Source organism: Streptomyces sp. NPDC014870 (assembly GCF_043081505.1).
Taxonomy (GTDB): Bacteria; Actinomycetota; Actinomycetes; order Streptomycetales; family Streptomycetaceae; genus Streptomyces.
Genome location: NZ_JBIBWQ010000003.1, coordinates 625,186 through 642,730, shown reverse-complemented (window position 1 = coordinate 642,730; position 17,545 = coordinate 625,186). Strand labels below are relative to the sequence as shown.

The following is a 17,545-nucleotide window of genomic DNA, read 5'->3' as shown; positions in this document are numbered from 1 at the left end:
CCGGAACTCGCGCTCTGTCCGTCCTTCCCTATCTCGTCATGGCAGTCACGGCGCTGGCCGACGTCACTGCGGGGCCCACCGTCGGTCTGCTGCCCCTGGTCGCACTGGGACCCGCGTTCGCCGGACTCACCGGCGGACCGCGCCGCACCGCCGCGATCGGGGCGCTAGCTCTCGTGCTGTGCCTGGCACTCGGCTGGTACGACGGCCTGTTTCCGGGGCGGCGCGGGACGACGGCGCTGGTGTCGGTGGCCGGGGTCACCGCCGCCGGTCTGGTCGCCGCCGTGATGCGCAGGCGCCGCGAGGCGGAGCTGGCCAGTGTCCGCTCGATCGCCGAGGTGGCACAGCGGGTTCTGCTCCGCCCCGTGCCCCGCACCGCCGGAAAGCTGAGTGTCGCTGTCTCGTACACGGCCGCCGTCGCCGAGGCCCGTATCGGCGGGGACCTGTACGAGGTGGTGACCTCGCCCGGAGGCGTACGGGTCATCGTCGGCGACGTCCAGGGGAAGGGGCTCGACGCCGTGGAGACGGCGGCCGACGTGCTCGGCGCCTTTCGGGAAGCCGCTCACGACGAGCCCGACCTCACGGGCGTCAGCACCCGGTTGGAGCGGGCGATGAACCGAGCTCTGTGCGGGGAGCGGTTCGTCACCGCGGTGATCGCCGAGATCCGGGAGGACCGGACCGTGGCGCTGCTCAACTACGGGCATCCGTCCCCGCTGCTGGTCCACGCCGACGGGACGGCTCGGTTCCTCGCGCCGGAGACACGAGCGATGCCTCTCGGGCTCGGCATACATGGAGCGCAGTCCCCCGAGACGCTGAGTACGGCGTTCCACCCCGGCGACCAGCTTCTGCTGTACACGGACGGTGTCACGGAGGCCCGGGACGGGCGGGGAGAGTTCTACCCCCTGGACTCCCGGCTCCACCTGTTGGAGGCCGACAGCCCCGAACTCGCCCTCGACGCCCTGCACAGCGACATCGTCGCGCACGCCGGCGGTCCGCTCGGGGACGATGCCGCCATGCTGCTGCTGCGCTACCGCGCATGACGACCGCTCTCCCGGCGCACGGTACAAAGGTTCGTATGCGAGAGCACGAGGAGACCGACCCGGCCCAGGATGACATCGAAGCCGTGACGCGTGCCGTGCTCACGGCATCGCGGTTGCTGGTGGCGGTCTCGGCCCGGTCGTTGGCGACGGTCGAGGAGAGCATCACCCTGCCGCAGTTCCGGATGCTCGTGGTGCTGTCCACCCGCGGTCCGTCGAAGCTCGTGGCGCTGGCCGACCACCTCGGCGTAAAGCCTTCCACCGCCATGCGGATGGTGGACCGGCTGATCGCCTCCGGCCTGATGGACCGTCGGACGAACCAGGACAACCGCCGCGAGACCGTCCTGCGCCTCACCGAGGAGGGGAGCCGCGTCGTCCAGGATGTGACCTCCCGGCGTCGTACGGAGATCACGGCCATTCTCCGTCGCCTCGAGCCCGCTCAACGCAGCGCCCTCGTGGAGGCTCTCGGCGCCTTCAACTCCGCCGGTCAGGAACCGGCCTTCGGGGACGGGGACGTGGGCCCCCACCCCCTCGGGTGGTCCGACTGGGCGGACGGCGGCACGCAGTAGGACCGCACGACGGCGACGAAGCAGACCACGGCGAAGGTCAGAAGGAGCATGGCCGCCCTGGCGAGTCCCCACAGCAGCGCGCCGGGACCTTCGATCCCGCGCGGAGCCACTCTCCCCGCCGGGTCGTAGACCATGCCGATCAGGTCTCCTGGGGCCACGGTGGGGCCGCATCCCCGCCACAGCCTGGCCCCGACGGGAGCGCCGTCCTGGTGGCGGACGGAGCAGTAGTACGCGGGGCTGCCCGCCGGCTCGTGGGCGACTGCCGTTACGACCACGTCCTGGGTGCGCCCTGCCCCGGTCAGCACGGCCTCCGTGGCTACCCCCGAGACGCCGGGGGAGAGCAGGATCCCGAGTAGCGCGGTCCCCGCCACCAGCAGGTGCCCCGCTCGCGTGATCAGGAGGTAGAGCGCGACGGCGGCCACGGCCACCGCGACAGCGGCTGTGGCCTGGGCGGGAGACAAGCCGGCGAGAACGGCCAGGGCACCGGAAGCGGCCACCAGGGCGGCGCCTGTGGCGGCGACGACGAGACCCTCGGTCACCAACCACAGCGGAGGGCTGCCCTCGTATGCGGCGGAGCCGAGGAGCCTGTCGCTCAGTCGTGCCCACGCCCTCACCTTTAGACTATGCAATGGTTCCGCCTCATCGAGTAACACCCGCCCACCAGCTGTTATCGAACCGACGCCGCCCGGTAGCCATAGCCGCGCAGGAGAGCCGCCGCATGCGAACCGCACCCCAGCGCCCCCGTCCTCCCTCCGGCTGGAGGCGCCGCCTCCTCCGGCTCCCGGTGAGCCTCTTCCGCGGCGGTCTCGGCCCGCTGTTCCGAGGGCGACTGCTGCTCCTCATCCACACGGGCCGGACGTCCGGCCGATCACGCGAGGTGGTCCTGGAAGTGGTCGCCCACGACGGCGACCAGGGCACGTGGACCGTCGCCTCCGGATTCGGCCCGGACGCCCAGTGGTACCGGAACCTCCGCCACACGCCCCAGGCGACGATCCAGTTCGGTCGCCGATACCAGGTGGTCACCGCGCGCTTCCCCTCCCCCGAGGAGGGCGGGCGGGTCATGGCCGAGTACGCCCGCCGGCACCCACGGGCCGCACGGACCCTCTGCCACTACATGGGCTTCACGGTCGACGGCAGCGAGGCCGCCTACCGCGCGGCGGGTGAGCGGATCCCGTTCGTCCGGCTGGAGGCCGCAGACCGCTGACGCCTCTCACGGCTGCGCGGAAGGCGCAGAGCTCGGGGCCTGTGGACGAGGCGAGAAGGTCCACGACTCGTCGTACGCGGGCGGGCTCCAGGTGGGAGTGGCGGGCGGCGCGAACGGGCCCGCGCGGTTCTCCATCATCACCATCCTCACGATGACCAGGGCCACGCTGGCGAAGATCAGGAAGAGACCGATGGGGTTGTTCGGGTTGTAGTAGTAGCGGTTCGTCCCCCATGCACTCTTCTTGAAGACGGGCTCGTCGTCGTTGTTCACGCGTGCTCCTTGGTGGTCGGGTGCCGAGGCCGTCAGCGGAAATGCGCGAGCAGCGTGGCCGCCGTGACGGTCCCCAGCAGGTGCGGGCGCTCGTCGCCGTCGTACTCGACGACCGCGACGACGGTGCTGCCGGTCCGGGCCATGACGGCGGACATCTGCAGCGGCGAGGCATGGGGGCTGACGAGCGCGAGGGCGGGCCGGCGTCTGGGCAACACGTCGGCGACCGTCAACGTGGCCATGCTCGAACGGACTTCGTGATCGAGGCGGTCGGCCACGACAATGGCTCGCAGATGGTCGTCGCGCACCGCGTCGGGGAGGGTTCCGGCCAGGATGTGACGGCCCTCCAGGATCGCGAAGGGGTGCCCCTCGCCGGTCACCACCACGATCTCGGCCGCGCCCTCGTCCGCCAGCAGCTCGACGGCCCGGAGGACCGGCTCGTCGGCGGACAGAGAGGCGCACCGCCTGGCGAGGTCACGTGCGCGCATGGGCGCCCGCCTCCGCGTCGGCGGCCTCCCTGTCGGCGGCGTCCGAGCGAACCTGCGTCCGCTCCCCGCCGGCCTCGACGAGGTCGTCGACGTGGAAGAGACGGGCGATCGGGACGTCCGTGCTGCTGTGGGCGATGATCGAGAAGGCGATGCAGACGGCGATCAGCGTGTACGCCTCGTGCCCCTGCGGGATGCCGGCCTGAAGGACCAGGAGGCCGTAGACGACCGACGCGAAGCCCTTCGGACCGAACCAGGCCGCGACCAGCTTCTCCCTGCGGTCGATCCGCGTGCCCCACAGCGACAGCAGCAGCGAACCCGGCCGGACCAGCACGATCGCGAGGACCACGGCCACGTACCCGCCGAGCGACAGCTCCCCGAAGAGCTGCGGGGTGAGCAGTGCGCCGAACACCAGCAGGGCCGCGAACTTGGCGAGCTCCGCGAGCGACTCGCCCAGCGGCTCGAACGCCTTGTGCGACTCGGGCGAGACAGCTGCGAGAACCGCACCCGCGGAGAAGGCGGCGAGGTAGGGGTTGGCGTGGGTGAGGTGACAGGCCGCGTAGAGGATGACGCCGGTGGCCAGCGGCAGCAGCGGCTGGAGCTTCGGCTCGGCGCCGAGGAACCTCACCCGGGTGAGCAAGTTGACGAGCAGCGGCAGAGCCACGCCGAAGGCGAGACCGAGCCCCAGCTCCAGACCGATCTTCCCGAAAGACGCCTCGGCGTGCGGCGAGGTCGGGCCGGCCACGGCGATGAGGATCAGGACGACCGGGAGGGCGAGCCCGTCGTTGATGCCGCTTTCCACGTTGAGGAGTTCACGCAGCCTGGCGGGAACTTCCTTGCGGCCCACGATCGCCGAGGCGAACACCGGGTCGGTCGGTGCGAGAACGGCTCCGACGAGGAAGGACGTCGTCCAGTCCAGACCCACGAGGTAGTGGGTGATCAGAGCCATCCCCACGCAGGCGAGCGGCATCCCCAGCCCCAAGGCCCGTACCGGGTTGCGCCAGTTGGCGCGCAGCTTCGCGAACGAGACGTGCATGCCGTCCGTGAACAGCACGGCGAACAGAGCGAGATCGGCCGTGACCGACACGATCTCGCTCTCGGGCGTGATGTGGATCAGCCCGAGGAACCCGTCGCTGACCAGCGCCCCGCCGACCAGGAAGAGCAGCGACGTGGACAGTACGGTCCGGGCCGCGAGCCCGGAGAGCAGGACTGCGATGAGCAGCGCGGCTCCGAAGACGGCAACGAGCACCATGGCAGAAGTCCCCCTGTCGGCAGCTGAGAACAGAGACGTCTCCTCTGTTCGCCGACCAGACTTCCCGGCACACCGCTACCGACCTTATACGTTCCTTACGCATTATTGACAGGCCCTTGACACGCAACGAGAAACAGGGCGAACTTGCCGGTGCTCGGCAAGTTCGCCGCTGCCTATCTCGTACTCGGCAGCCGATCTGTACTTACCGTGGGCAACCGTGCCTCTCGGCAGATGCGGCGGCGAAGCGCTCCAGCAACTTCTGCGGGTCGCCGACGGCTCCTCGCCCAGCCGGTTCGGCGCTGTCCGACGCACCGGACGGCCTGTAGTGGACGAGCTTGTAGTACGCCGTCTCCATGGCCCCACGGCACGTGTGCGGGCGCATCAGCGCGCCCTTCACGCTGCCTGGGTACCGGGTGTCCAGATGGATCTCCTGCTTGGCCGACGCCCCGTAGTACGCGGTCAGACGGTAGCGACCTCCCCCGGCGGTCTCCACCGAGCACGACTCGGTCAGCGCCCGCCCGGCCGGCTTCTCCGTGACCGTGGTGATTCCGGCCCGGCTCGCGGCACGGGTGTCCACCACGCCTCGGCACGTCCCAGCAGCCGAGGCGGGGCTCCGCTTCTGCCAGTCGGTCCGGTCGACCCGCGCGGGACGCTCACCCAGGGTGCCCTGGCAACCGAAGTGCTTCGCCGCGAGACGGGCGCTCTCGGTCGCGAAGCGCGCCACCTGGATTACCTGCTGCTCGGACAGGTCCTCGACATCCTCAGCCGACTCGGTCAGAACCAGCAGTCCTTTGCCCGGAAGGGAGTCGCAGTCCACGAGCACGGCGGCCTCCGGGTTCTTGCGTATGAGGAACGAGCCGTTCCAGCCGTGACCGAGCGGGGTCGCCGACGCCTCCTCGGCGGCTCCGCTGGTCCGGTGGGCCGCCACTGGCCGGATCTGCAGGCGCAGGACCGGACCGCTCGCGTCCGAGCGCGCCCAGACGGAGCACCGCTCGACATCGTGCCCGACCCATTCGGAGGTGTGGCCGCGGGCCTTCAGGTCCGCTCCTGAGAAGAAGGCGCGGGCCTCGTCCGTTGCCATCAACCCACGGCAGGCACCCTCCAGATCGTCCCCCGAAGCCTCATCCGCTCCGCCCGCGACACGGAACAGAACACCGCCCGCGAGCACCATGAGGAGCACTCCGATGACTGCTTTCGCGCGTGTGCTGATGACTTCCACCCCGTCTGATCGTTGCGCGGCCGACGAACTCGCCGGTCGCAGGTTGCCGCCCTATCGACCCGGCAGCGCTCTTGCTGCCCCGTCGGTTCCGGATTCAGCGCGATGTGGCGAGGCCATCCCGATGGGCACCAGGCTGGCCGTACACAGCACGATCCACACGACCTGAAACATCATCAGTCACTTTCCGCTGCTGAAGATCCGAGCTGCCAGGAGCCCGGCGAGGACGGCCCATGGGGCGGCTGCCGGTCCGGACTGCGCCCAGCCCACTGTGCCGAGGACCAGGGCCGTGGCGGCGGCGATGGCCAGGGACCGCCGTTGTCGGAGGGCGGCCCACTCGCGGCGGGCGCTCCCGGGCTCCCGCATCTCTCGTATGGCGGTGCGGATGACCAGGATGGCCACCACGACAGCCGTGCCGAGAAGTGCCGGTCCCGCGTCCCCCGTGGTCACCGGCCGCCGCCTGCTGGCCCTGTCTGGTAGATGTCGGGGATGCCGTCCGCGTTGTCGTCGCGCTCCTCGTCCTCCCACAGGCGCCGGTACAGGGTGTTGCGGCGACGCAGGAACACGGCGGCGAGGACGGCGGCGGTGAGGGAGCCGAGCAGGACGGCGGCCTTGATGTGCTCGGCCGCGGCGGCGTCGGGGAAGGCGAGTTCGCCGATGAGGAGGGCGACGGTGAAGCCGATGCCGGCCAGGGTGGCGAGGCCGAGGACGTCGGCCCAGGCGAGGTCGGGGTTGAGTTGGGCGCGCGTGAAGCGGGCGGCGAGGTAGGTGCCGAGGAAGATGCCGAGGACCTTGCCGACGACGAGGCCGAAGAAGACCCCGAGGGGCTCCGGATCGGTGAAGACGTGGGTGAGCGCGGCGCCGGAGATGCCGACTCCTGCGGCGAAGAGGGCGAAGAGGGGGACGGCCACGCCCGCGGAGAAGGGGTGGACGAGGTGGGAGACACGCGCACCCGGGGACACGGCTTCGCCCTTGTCGCGGGTGGTGCGGAGGATGAGGCCCATGGCGACGCCGGCGACGGTGGCGTGGACGCCGGAGTTGTACATCAGCGCCCAGATGGTGAGGCCGAGGGGCACGTACCACCACCAGCCGCGCACGCGGAGGCGCTGGAGGGCGTAGAAGAGGACCAAGCCGGCGAAGGCTCCGCCCAGGGCCCAGAAGTTGAGGTCGCTGGTGAAGAAGATCGCGATGATGAGGATGGCGCCGAGGTCGTCGACGACGGCGAGGGTGAGCAGGAACGCCCGCAGGGCGGAGGGCAGATGGGTGCTGATGACGGCCAGGACGGCGAGGGCGAAGGCGATGTCGGTGGCCATGGGGACGGCCCAGCCGTCGAGACTTCCGCCACCAGACGCGGCGATGAAGGTGTAGACGCCCGCCGGTACCACCATGCCGCACAGGGCGGCTATCACGGGGAGGGCCGCCGTGGCGGGGGTGCGCAGTTCGCCGACGACGAGTTCGCGCTTCAGCTCGATGCCGGCGACCAGGAAGAAGATCGCGAGGAGTCCGTCTGCGGTCCAGTGAGCGACCGACAGGTCCAGACCCAGGGCGGGGATGCCGAAGTGGAAGTCCCTTACGGACTCGTACGCCTCGCTCCACGGGCTGTTCGCCCAGACGAGGGCAACGACGGCCGCCGCGAGGAGGACCAATCCACCGACCGTCTCGGTCCGCAGGGCCTCGGCCACCGCCTGGCGTTCGGGCCAGGGCAGGAGTCCGAAGACGGTCTTGCGCGGGCGTGCCTGGGTCATGAGGGGAAGCCTCCGGGGCATGTCGACAGATGGGCGCAAAGGCCCCTCGGACGCCGACCAGACTTCCCGGCACACCAGCATCGTCTTGATGCGTTCTTAACACCCTATCGGGTGACCGGGGGTCTCACCAGGCGTCTCTCACCTGCTGGAACAAGGGTGAGGGCCCTGTCCCCACCAAGGCGCGAGGTGGGGTCAGGGCCCTTCGGGAGCCGGGCCGCCGGGGGGCGGTCAGACGGTGGTCTTCACCGGCTCCTGGTCGGTGTCGTCGTCCGCGTCGAGGCCGGCGTCGCGGCGCTTGACGAAGGCGAGGAAGGAGTTCAGCTCGCGCTTGACGACCGGGGCGAGGAGGTACAGGCCGATGATGTTGATGACGGCGAGCATGAAGAGCACCGCGTCGGCCATGTCGATCAGGGTCTGCAGCGTGAGCAGCGAGCCCGCGACCGCGAACAGGGTGTAGAAGATCTTGAAGGTCACCTCGCTGACCTTGCTGCGGCCGAACAGGTGCGTCCACGCCTTCATGCAGTAGTAGCCCCAGGTCAGCACCGTGGACACCGCGAACAGCATCACCGCGATGGTGAGGATGTACGGGAACCAGGGCAGGACGGTGGCGAAGGCATCGGAGGTGATGGTGACGCCGCCGATGGAATCGCCACCCTGACGGACCTCGACGTAGCTGGCCGGGTTGGCGATGACGATGGTCAGCGCGGTCATCGTGCAGATGACGACCGTGTCGATGAACGGCTCCAGCAGCGCGACCAGGCCCTCGCTCGCGGGGTGCTTGGTCTTCACCGCGGAGTGCGCGATCGGGGCGGAGCCGAGACCGGCCTCGTTGGAGAACGCGGCCCGCTTGAAGCCGATGATGAGGGCGCCGAGGACACCACCCGCGACACCCTGCGGGTTGAAAGCGCCCTCGATGATCGTCGAGATGGCGGTCGGCACGGCGGTGACGTTCACGGCGATGACGACGAGGCAGGCAGCGATGTAGATGCCGGCCATCGCGGGCACGAGCTTGCTGGTGACCGAGGCGATCGAGCGGATGCCGCCGAGGAGGACGATGCCGACCAGGGCCGCGATCAGGATGCCGAAGAACAGCGCGCCGCCGGAGCCGCCCATCAGGCCGCTCTCGCCGCCGGTGACGGAGACGAGCTGGGCGTAGGACTGGTTGACCTGGAAGAGGTTGCCGCCGAAGAGGCCGAAGAACAGCACGAAGAGGGAGGCGAGGACGGCGAGGATCTTGCCGAGGGTCTTGCCGTTCTTGCCGAAGCGCTCGGCGAGGCCCTTGGGCAGGTAGTGCATCGGACCGCCGGAGACGGTGCCGTCGGCATGCACCTCGCGGTACTTCACACCGAGGGTGACCTCGACGAACTTCGTCGCCATGCCCAGCAGACCGCACAGGATCATCCAGAACGTGGCACCCGGGCCGCCGATGGAGACGGCGACGGCCACACCCGCGATGTTGCCGAGTCCGACCGTGCCGGAGACAGCGGCGGTCAGCGCCTGGAAGTGGTTGACCTCACCGGCCGACCCCTTCTCGTCGTACTTGCCCCGCACCACGTTCACAGCGAGCTTGAACTTGCGCAGCTGGACGAGGCCGAACCATCCGGTGAAGACCAGACCGGCGACGACGAGCCACGCCACGATGAGGGGAAGCTCCGTACCGCCGACGGGCACGGAGTAGAAGACGATCTCGCCCAGCCACTTGGCTATGGGCTCGAAGAATCCGCTGACAGCCTTGTCGACGGACTGGGTGAAGGAATCGAGTGACACGGTGGGGACCTCAGTAACGCAGGACCGACGCGCGGGAGGTGCGCCGGTGGGGAGTGCGGTCTGTGAGCGAACGCCGTTGTCCGATCGGCGAGCGGGGTGACGACCTCCGCGGACTCGGAGCGTGATCACCTCGGTCGTGCTGCCGGTGCGTACCGGCACCTCGAGGGAGGGGCGAGGGGTGGTGCCCACCTGCGAAGTTGCGCATTCCTAACACATTCTTGACGGCTTCCGTGTGACACGGATCACGTCACGCAAGGCGATCGAGAGAATCGCCAGCGAGCGTGACGTGACCGTTATCCGAACAACCGCGTCCGTTCACAGTGCACCTATTTCTGCTGGTCAGGAGCTTGCTGGATGATGCTCCTGTCTCGACTCCCGGTCAGGAGGTGGGACGGATCGGTCGCCCGGCTGATCGCCGCTTCGACGGCGGTGATGCGGTCGGCGAGCAGGCCGAGGGCACCGACGGCCCGGCTCAGCGGGTCCTCTCCGGCTCCACCGAGTGCCTGGCTCCGCGTGTAGGCAGCGGTGACCTCCGACCAGCGGACGACCTGTTCGGCGGTGAGGGTTCCCCGCAGCGCGGCGAGCTTCAGAAGGTTGGCCTCGGCCTCGGTCGTGAGGGTCTGTGCTTCGGCTGCGTAGTGGTCGTCGATGACGGCGACCAGTTCGGCGTCGTTCATGGCGGCCGAGATGCGCCCCGCGATCTTGTTCATGTTCCGGTACGAGCCCTGGAGCCGGAAGGGCGGTTCGGTGCGGGCGTCGTCGGACTGGGCCGCGGAGGCGATGTAGGCGGCGTTGACGGCGAGGACGGTCGCGCGGGCGGTCAGCAGGTGGCGCAGAACGGAGAGGACGCGGTCGAGTTCGGCGGGGGCGTAGGGATGGGCGAGCCGGTCGCGCCGTGCTGTCGGGTCGTCCGTCGCCAGCCGGGTCAGGAGCTCCAGGTCCGCCCGGTCGCGGCCGGCGAGCGGAGCGAGGACCGGGTGGGAGGTGAGCGCGTTCTCGACGAAGCTCAGGGCGAAGGCGTCCTCCTTGCCGGTCAGCACGTCACCGAGGTTCCACACGTCGGCCCGGTTGGCGAGCATGTCGGGGACGCGGAACCGCTGCCCGGACTCGGTGTAGGGGTTGCCCGCCATGCAGACGGCGAATCGCTTCCCCCGCAGGTCGTGGCCGCCCAGCGTGCGCGTGGCGTCGCAGAGCGGGATGAACTTCTGCAGGAACTCCGGCGTCGTGTGCTGGATGTCGTCCACGTACAGCAGGACGTTGTTGCCCGCCGCGAGCGCGAAGGCGATCTTCTCCAGCTCCCGGCGCGCCGCGGCGTCGGGGGCGTCGCCGGGGTCCAGCGACGTCGTGCCCTGGCCGAGAGCCGGTCCGTCGACCTTGACCAGGAGCAGGCCGAGGCGGTCGGCGACGTACTCGACCAGCGTGGTCTTGCCGTAGCCGGGCGGGGAGAGGAGCAGGAGCAGGCCGTGGGAGTCGGTTCGTTTCGCGTCGCCGGCCGCGCCGAGCTGCTTGGCGAGGTTGTCGCCGATCAGCGGCAGATAGACCTCGTCGACGAGCCGGTTACGGACGAAGGACGACATGACCCGGGGCCGGTACTCGTCCACCCGCAGCCGTGCGCGCTCGGCCGCGACGAGCTCTGTCCGGTGCCGCTGGTAGGCGCGGAAGGCGGGCACGTCGAGGTCCGCGAAGGCCCGCGTCCTGGCCAGGTACTCGTCGAGCCGCAGCTCCAGTGCGCGGCCCCGCACACGGGGGTGGGTGCCGAGGAGTCCGGCGACCGTGGCCGTGGTCGGGGCGCCCATCTCGTAGCGGGCGAGATCCGGGCTCAGCTCGACGGCGACGGCCTCTGCCAGTACTCCCTCGTCGAGCTGCTCGCCGCACGCCGAAACGTACGAACTCAGCCATGCCTCGACGAGCTGTCGGCGCGCGCCCGGCTCCGTGAGAGCGGCGAGGGTCTCGCGGTACGCGGAGGCGCCGACGGCGTGGCGGAACTTGTCCAGCAGCGCGTGCGCCTCGGCTTCGACCGCGAAACCCGCCGGACCGGAGGCCAGTTCGGCGATCAGGTACGCGGCGGCGCTCTCGTTGCCGATCTCCCCGGCCAGCTCGCGCTGGAGTCCGTCCAGGGCCGATGCCGAGCCGAAGAGATCACGGGCTTGCGTGAGTGACACCGCGCGTCGGGTCCACTGGTCGCGGTCTTCGGAGGTGGTGGAGTGCGCCCAGAACATCTGGGCGGCGGCGCGCGCCTTCGCCGGGTGACCGAGAAGGCCGGCGCCCTCCTGGAGCCTGAGCACCGTCTCCAGGATCGCCGCCGCGTCGTGGTCGTGGACACCGCGCTCGTAGCCCTCGTCGTAGGCGGCCTCGGCAGCACGGCGTGCGAGTCCTGCCAGGTCGGCGCCGGCCAGGCCGTCCGCGCCGTGTTCGGCCAGCAGGCGGGCGGCCAGATGCTCGGCGCGGTAGACCTCCGGCGACTCGGACGGCAGCGTCCGGTTCCAGAACGGCCGGGTCGCGGCGAACTCCGGGTCGGCGACCGGGGCACGGTAGTCGGTCCCGGTCAACGCGAACGCGAGTGTCTCCCCGTGCGGTACGAGCGTCAGCTCGGGTGCCTGCCGGTTGACGGCGAAGTGGTGCCTGCCGAGCTGGATCGTGTCGCCGCCATCGGAGAACAGCTCGGTGCGGTCCCGCAGGGTTCGGCCTGCCTCCTGGCGGGCGGCGGCGAGGCGGCCGTCAAGCTCCTCCGCCCGTACCTGGTCACCGAGTTCCCGCAGGTCCGCGACGAGGCGCCGGACCTTGGTGACCATGGGGTCGGAGGCGAAGTACGTGTGCACCTCGTCGACGTCATCCAGGGCGGAGGCGCGCCGGGTGATCGCCTCAAGCACCCGCACCGCCGACTCGGCGAGGCGCTCCGCGCGGCGGGCACGGGAGTCCTGGAGCGACTGCTTGCGCGCCGTGAAGGCGTCGTAGATCTCGGTCCGCTTGGCGCCGATGTCGGCCAGGAAGCCGTCGTGCTCGGCGAAGCGGGACTCCAGGTTCTCCAGCTGGAGCAGCAGCCTGCCGAGCTGGTCGTCGCAGCGGTCCGGGGTGTCCGAAGCCGCCAGAGCGCCGGTGACGGCCTGGCCGAGCAGGGCGAGCTCGGCGGCGAACTCCGCCCGGCCCTCTTGGTCGAGGAGTTCCGCGCGCCGCGAGGTCAGGACGGCGCGGGCGCGGTTGAGCGAGCCGAGGACGTCTCCGATCCGCTCCAGGATCGACGTGCGGACGGTCGCGTCGCCGATGTCCAGACCGGCGACGATCTCGCTGAGCGTCCGCAGGCCGAGAGTGTGCGTGTCGATTTGCTCGCCAACAGGGACGGCAGCGGCGACGGTTGTCAGCTCCTGGGCCTCGACGGCGAGGCGTTCGGCGTCCCTGTGGTGGCCGGTGAAGGCGTCCTCGCACTGGAGGAACACGACAGCCCGCTGCGCGGCCGAGGCGATATCGGCCTCGACGTCCCCCGTGAGCGTGTCGATCCGCTCCGTGTCGGCGTAGCGCATCTCCTTCAGGGTCACCAGGTGCCCTTGGGCCTGACGGAGTTCGGTGATTCGAGCGACCCACTCCTCGGCGCCGGCGGGCGCCTCGCCCCGGACACGTCGGACCAGCTGGGAGATCCGCTGGGCGGACTCCGCCAGCGCCTCGGCCGCCTGACGGGTGAGTGTGGTCACGGTCTCGAACTCGTCGAGGACCTGAGCGGCGGTGTCCTTCAGCGCGGCCAGCGGTCCGTGCAGGTCGCCCGTCTCCTGATCGCCCAACCAGTGGTGGAGATCGGCAGTCCGTTCGCACGCGCCGACCAGCGACACGTACACCGCACCGGTGGGCGTCGTTTCGGTGGCCTGCCGGGCGATGGCGAGACAGTCGGAGATGCCTCGGACGAGATCCGCGTTGCCGATGCGGGCCAGCGGTCCGGTCCCGGCCGGAGCGAGGTGGGTGTCGGCCACGTACGGGGTCTGCCAGATCTGCACGGGGTGCACGCGGCCGGGCTCCCCGTCCTCGACACGCAGCACGACCATCGTTCCGTCGTCGAGGAGCGCGTATCCGCGGCAGGCGACCGGGTTGGCGATCTCCTTCCGGATCAGGTTGTACGGGAGAAGAAGGCTTCGGTCGGCCTCCTGGGCCTGGAAGACGAAGAGGATGTCCTCGCCGTTGGGTGAGCGGACCGCCCGCTCGAACGTCAGCCCGGACGAGTTCGTGTCGAAGGTCTTCACCGGTCCGGAGGCAAGGCAGTAGCCGCCCGGGAACACGATCCCCTCGTCCTCCGGCAACCGCAGACACGCCTGTCCGATGCCGTCGAGCCTGACCACCGTGCCGGTCAGGATGTTGAAGACGAGGTGTCGCCGGACCTCCTCCTTGTACGGGCGGACCCGCACGAGTATCAGGGCGCCCACGGTCGCGTACGCGACCTCCGCGTCGGCCAGGGACTGCAGCGGCTCGTCGACGGGCTCGCTGTGGACGCCTTCGGCGGTCTCCGTGTCGTTCTCCGTCTTCACCGTCAGCGCCCTGCCGACCGTGGACACGAAGAGACGGCCGCCGAGCGAGATGTGCGGATGCCGGCCCAGTACGTGATCGTCTCGGGTCGTCTCCACCCAGTCGACGTCGTGGGAGGGCGGGAAGACGTGGTCGCGCTCGCCCTGGGCATCGAGGAAACTCAGCTCGCCCGACGGCCCGACGGACCACCGCAGGACACGCAGGTCGTCGGCCTGCTCCCCCGTCTGGAAGACCGCGAGAAGACGCCCTTCCAGGCGGCGCAGCCGCAGCAGGCGCGTGCCACGGAAGTAGCGGTGCAGGCCGGTGAACTCCCGTACGAAGTCCGGGTCGTCGAGGAGGCCGGGCACCGCGCCCTCGGGCAGTGGGTTCAGCGCGCGGTCGTACAGCGTGAAGACGTCGGAGACCGAGGTCTCAGCCCGCCGTCCGGAGGTCGTGTGGCGGCCGAAGAGCAGGACACCGTCGCCGACGGCGACGACGTCCCGGGCCAGGCCGTTGCTCCCGGCGCGGATACGGTCGGTGCCCGTGAGGGTCAGCTCGCCCGAACCGAACTCCGCGATCCGCGCCCGGTTGAGGGCCTCCGTACGCCGGGCCAGCTCACCGGCCTGCGCGACGAGGCGGTCGCGCAGCACCGCGTACGTGTCCTGGTCGATTCCCGCGCTCATCCGTTCCGCTCCTTGTACCGTGGGTGATGCGGGACCGGTGCCGGTAACTCCCCCGTTTCCCGGCACCGGACCCGCGCCTGACCACACCCCCGTGGGTGGTCAGCTCTTGGCGGCGCCGTTCAGAGCGCCGGTCTCGGCGGCGTCGCCGCCCTTGTCGAGGACGCCCGACTTCATGACCTTGGCCAGCAGCGCCGAGACGCTCAGGTTCTGCACGTCAGCGGTGGACAGGGAGCCGAGCACCTTGGTCAGGTCCTCCGTGAAGGAGCCGTCGCCGTTCAGCCACGGGCCGGCGAGTGCCCGGGCGGTCTGCGAGTGCTCCACGAAACCGTCGACGGACTTGCCGAGCGCGATCGACTGGACCAGCCGGTCGAGGAAGACCGACTCGCCACCGACGATGTTGATGTCGGCGTTCTCCAGGCCGGTGGCGAGCACCGTGGCCTGTGCCTCGGCGACCTGCCGCTGCACGTCGAGCCCGGCCAGCCGGATGTCCTTCTCCGCCTCCAGACGCAGCCGGAACTCCTCGTGCGTACGGGACGCCTCGTCGAGCGCGGCCATCGCCGCCGCCTTCTCGGTCAGACCGGCCGCCTCGGCCTTGAGCTTCTCCCCGATGGCGGTCGCCTCCGCCAGGGCCTTCTCCCGCGTGCCGACTGCTTCGGCGCGCAGCCGCGCCTCGGTGGCCTCCGCCTCTGCGCGGCCGGCCTTCTCGATCGCGTCCGCCTCCTTCTCCCGAACCTGCACGGCCGCGAGCCCTTCGGCGGCGGCCTCGGCCTGGATGCCCTCGGCGAGGCGGATCTTGGCACGGGCGTCCATGTCGGCTGCCTTGTTCCGGGCCTCGGCGAGGGTCAGCTCCTCGGCGGCGCGGTGCACGGCCGCCTGCTCGGCGGCCTCGGCGGCCTTGATGTCCTTGACCAGCTTCTCCTGCGCCTCGGCCTCGGCCGCGATGATGACCGCCTGCCGCTCGCGCTCGGCCTCCTCGACCGCCCGCAGCCGCTTGATCGACTCCTCCTGCTCGGCAACCGTACGGTCCACGGCGACCCGCTCCCGGATCACCTCGGCGATCTCCCGGCGCTCCGCCTCGACCTCCTTGTCGGCGGAGATGCGGGTCAGTTCGGTCTCCCGGTCCCTGGCGATGACTTCGAGCAGCCGGTCCTTCTCGATCCGCTCGTTCTCGATCGCGATGACGCGCTCGCGGTTCTTCTGCGCGACGGCGACCTCGCGGGCCTGGTTCTCGCGCTGGATCCCGAGCTGCTCCTCGGTGCGGAGGAAGGCGCTCTGCGCGCGCAACCGCTCCTCCTCCACCACCCGTGCGGTCTCGGCCTCCTCCCGGGCGCGTACGGTGTCGATCTCCCGCTTCTGCTTGATCTCCGCGTCCGCCTGCCGCCGCTCCAGCTCCAGGATGGCCTCGCGGGCGTCGACGTTCTGGCGGGTGATCTCCTTCTGCTCGTGCTGACGGAACTCGTTGGTCCGGACGTTCTCGACGGCCGTCAGCTCGGTGATCTTTCGGATGCCCTGGGCGTCCAGGATATTGCCGGGGTCGAGGTGGGAGAGCGGAGTCTGCTCCAGGTGGTCGATCGCCGCGTCCTCAAGGCTGTAGCCGTTGAGATCGATGCCGATCAGCTCGATGATCTTGAAGCGCAGCTCTTCGCGCTTGGTGTAGAGATCGGTGAAGTCCATCTGCTTCCCGACCGTCTTCAGCGCCTCGGAGAACTTGGCGTTGAACAGCTCCTGCAGCGTCTCCTTGTCGCTGGCCCGAGCGGTTCCGATGGCCTGCGCGACCTTGATGACGTCCTCGACCGTCTTGTTGACGCGCACGAAGAACGAGATGCGGATGTCCGCCCGGATGTTGTCCCGACAGATCAACCCGTCGCGACCGGTGCGGGAGATCTCGATCGTCTTCACCGAGATGTCCATGAGCTCGGCCTTGTGCAGGACGGGCAGCACGACCTGTCCGGTGAAGGTGACGTCGACCTTCCGCATCTTGGACACGATCAGGGCCTTGCCCTGCTCCACCTTCCGGAAGAGCCGGGTGACGGCGAAGAGCAGAGCGACGGCGATGAGCAGGACAACGGCGATGAGCACGCCGATGCCCGGGGTGATGGCATTCATGAGAAACCCCGTGTCGATAGAAGAAAAATGGGGAGCCGCAGGCGCGAGCGGCGGCGTTACGGGGGGGCGAGCGCCCTATGGGCGGCGTGCCCCGGACGAGCTACCGGCCTCGGCGTACGGGCGCGGCGGCTCGACGCTCCCCGCGGGCAGCGGATCGGTCCCGTTCGGGTGGGCCTGACAGACCCGTGACGCCCGACGGAGACCGCCCGGGTTCATCGGGGAACAGCCGCGCCAGTGGCCGTACGAGCCGTCGCGTGACCAGCCAGGAGAGGAGCGGGGCCGCCAGCAGCAGAGCCGTGGAGAGCAGGTGCGAAAGGAAGCCAGGCAGGCCGGCACGCGTGAGGAGCACCGAACCGCCCACGCTCAGGAGCCAGCCGACCACGATCGCCAGGGTCGCGGCCACGGAGACCGGCACTCCGTCGAGACGCAGGGCCTCGACGTCCACATCGGAGTCGAAGCCGTCGCGCTCCGCCACACCGAACAGGACCAACAGCCAGAAGCCCGCGACGACGATCAGGGCGGCGGTGAACAGCATGGTCGGGAAGCCGACGGCGGCGTCCAGGAACGGCCCCATCCTTCCCCCTGTCGGCTCGAAATTTCCGGGTCCAGGCATCGACTCGATGCCCCTGCCCTCTCGCGAGACCATTCTGGCGCAGCGGAGACCGCGTCGGCATTGCCGTGAACCGGCAGCCTTTGACGTCTTCTTGATGCCAGAGACACCCCCCAACGGGC

14 protein-coding genes are annotated in these 17,545 nt (G+C 70.1%); 3 read left to right on the top strand and 11 right to left on the bottom strand.

Annotated elements, in window-relative coordinates:
• The first annotated feature begins 38 nt into the window (after positions 1-38).
• On the top strand, positions 39-1,037 hold the full coding sequence (locus ACF09C_RS11650) for a PP2C family protein-serine/threonine phosphatase (RefSeq protein WP_392091186.1): 999 nt from the start codon (positions 39-41) through the stop codon (positions 1,035-1,037).
• 35 nt (positions 1,038-1,072) lie between these two features.
• Entirely contained in the window at positions 1,073-1,603 is a 531-nt protein-coding gene (locus ACF09C_RS11645) for a MarR family winged helix-turn-helix transcriptional regulator (protein WP_392091184.1), read from the top strand.
• Here ACF09C_RS11645 and ACF09C_RS11640 read toward each other — a convergent pair.
• A complete protein-coding gene (locus ACF09C_RS11640) occupies positions 1,522-2,217 on the bottom strand; it encodes a hypothetical protein (RefSeq protein WP_392091183.1) in 696 nt (231 codons plus the stop codon). The genes ACF09C_RS11645 and ACF09C_RS11640 overlap by 82 nt on opposite strands.
• Before the next feature lie 104 nt (positions 2,218-2,321).
• On the opposite strand from ACF09C_RS11640, the gene ACF09C_RS11635 reads away from it, so the two are divergent.
• Positions 2,322-2,807, top strand: coding sequence for a nitroreductase family deazaflavin-dependent oxidoreductase (locus tag ACF09C_RS11635; protein ID WP_392091181.1), 486 nt, complete (start codon positions 2,322-2,324; stop codon positions 2,805-2,807).
• A gap of 6 nt (positions 2,808-2,813) precedes the next feature.
• Here the strand turns inward: ACF09C_RS11635 and ACF09C_RS11630 are convergent, their stop codons facing one another.
• From ACF09C_RS11630 to ACF09C_RS11585, 10 genes are all read right to left on the bottom strand, one after another.
• Positions 2,814-3,077, bottom strand: a complete 264-nt coding sequence (locus ACF09C_RS11630) for a hypothetical protein (protein WP_392091180.1) — start codon at positions 3,075-3,077, stop codon at positions 2,814-2,816.
• Between the two features lie 32 nt (positions 3,078-3,109).
• Entirely contained in the window at positions 3,110-3,562 is a 453-nt protein-coding gene (locus ACF09C_RS11625) for a hypothetical protein (RefSeq protein WP_392091179.1), read from the bottom strand.
• Positions 3,549-4,811, bottom strand: a complete 1,263-nt coding sequence (locus tag ACF09C_RS11620) for a cation:proton antiporter (protein ID WP_392091178.1) — start codon at positions 4,809-4,811, stop codon at positions 3,549-3,551. Before ACF09C_RS11620 ends, ACF09C_RS11625 begins: the two co-directional genes overlap by 14 nt.
• Before the next feature lie 202 nt (positions 4,812-5,013).
• On the bottom strand, positions 5,014-5,892 hold the full coding sequence (locus tag ACF09C_RS11615; RefSeq protein ID WP_392091176.1) for a hypothetical protein: 879 nt from the start codon (positions 5,890-5,892) through the stop codon (positions 5,014-5,016).
• 315 nt (positions 5,893-6,207) lie between these two features.
• Positions 6,208-6,477, bottom strand: coding sequence for a hypothetical protein (locus ACF09C_RS11610; protein WP_392091175.1), 270 nt, complete (start codon positions 6,475-6,477; stop codon positions 6,208-6,210).
• Positions 6,474-7,772: a Na+/H+ antiporter NhaA gene (nhaA, locus tag ACF09C_RS11605; protein ID WP_392091174.1), complete on the bottom strand. Its 1,299-nt coding sequence runs from the start codon at positions 7,770-7,772 to the stop codon at positions 6,474-6,476. The genes ACF09C_RS11610 and nhaA overlap by 4 nt, the downstream gene beginning before the upstream one ends.
• A gap of 228 nt (positions 7,773-8,000) precedes the next feature.
• Positions 8,001-9,539, bottom strand: a complete 1,539-nt coding sequence (locus ACF09C_RS11600) for an alanine/glycine:cation symporter family protein (protein WP_392091172.1) — start codon at positions 9,537-9,539, stop codon at positions 8,001-8,003.
• 326 nt (positions 9,540-9,865) lie between these two features.
• Positions 9,866-14,707, bottom strand: coding sequence for a DNA repair ATPase (locus tag ACF09C_RS11595; RefSeq protein WP_392091171.1), 4,842 nt, complete (start codon positions 14,705-14,707; stop codon positions 9,866-9,868).
• A 99-nt stretch (positions 14,708-14,806) separates the two neighbouring features.
• On the bottom strand, positions 14,807-16,813 hold the full coding sequence (locus tag ACF09C_RS11590) for an SPFH domain-containing protein (protein WP_392091169.1): 2,007 nt from the start codon (positions 16,811-16,813) through the stop codon (positions 14,807-14,809).
• A gap of 100 nt (positions 16,814-16,913) precedes the next feature.
• Positions 16,914-17,387: a hypothetical protein gene (locus ACF09C_RS11585; RefSeq protein ID WP_392091168.1), complete on the bottom strand. Its 474-nt coding sequence runs from the start codon at positions 17,385-17,387 to the stop codon at positions 16,914-16,916.
• Positions 17,388-17,545 lie beyond the last annotated feature (158 nt).

What these genes read in the sequence shown, in the direction of transcription:
- ACF09C_RS11650 (WP_392091186.1), top strand. Translation starts at nt 39, where the DNA reads ATGGCAGTCACGGCGCTGGCCGACGTCACTGCGGGGCCCACCGTCGGT.
- ACF09C_RS11645 (WP_392091184.1), top strand. Translation starts at nt 1,073, where the DNA reads ATGCGAGAGCACGAGGAGACCGACCCGGCCCAGGATGACATCGAAGCC.
- ACF09C_RS11635 (WP_392091181.1), top strand. Translation starts at nt 2,322, where the DNA reads ATGCGAACCGCACCCCAGCGCCCCCGTCCTCCCTCCGGCTGGAGGCGC.
- ACF09C_RS11625 (WP_392091179.1), bottom strand. Translation starts at nt 3,562, where the DNA reads ATGCGCGCACGTGACCTCGCCAGGCGGTGCGCCTCTCTGTCCGCCGAC.
- ACF09C_RS11620 (WP_392091178.1), bottom strand. Translation starts at nt 4,811, where the DNA reads ATGGTGCTCGTTGCCGTCTTCGGAGCCGCGCTGCTCATCGCAGTCCTG.
- ACF09C_RS11615 (WP_392091176.1), bottom strand. Translation starts at nt 5,892, where the DNA reads ATGGCAACGGACGAGGCCCGCGCCTTCTTCTCAGGAGCGGACCTGAAG.
- nhaA (WP_392091174.1), bottom strand. Translation starts at nt 7,772, where the DNA reads ATGACCCAGGCACGCCCGCGCAAGACCGTCTTCGGACTCCTGCCCTGG.
- ACF09C_RS11595 (WP_392091171.1), bottom strand. Translation starts at nt 14,707, where the DNA reads ATGAGCGCGGGAATCGACCAGGACACGTACGCGGTGCTGCGCGACCGC.
- ACF09C_RS11590 (WP_392091169.1), bottom strand. Translation starts at nt 16,813, where the DNA reads ATGAATGCCATCACCCCGGGCATCGGCGTGCTCATCGCCGTTGTCCTG.
- ACF09C_RS11585 (WP_392091168.1), bottom strand. Translation starts at nt 17,387, where the DNA reads ATGGGGCCGTTCCTGGACGCCGCCGTCGGCTTCCCGACCATGCTGTTC.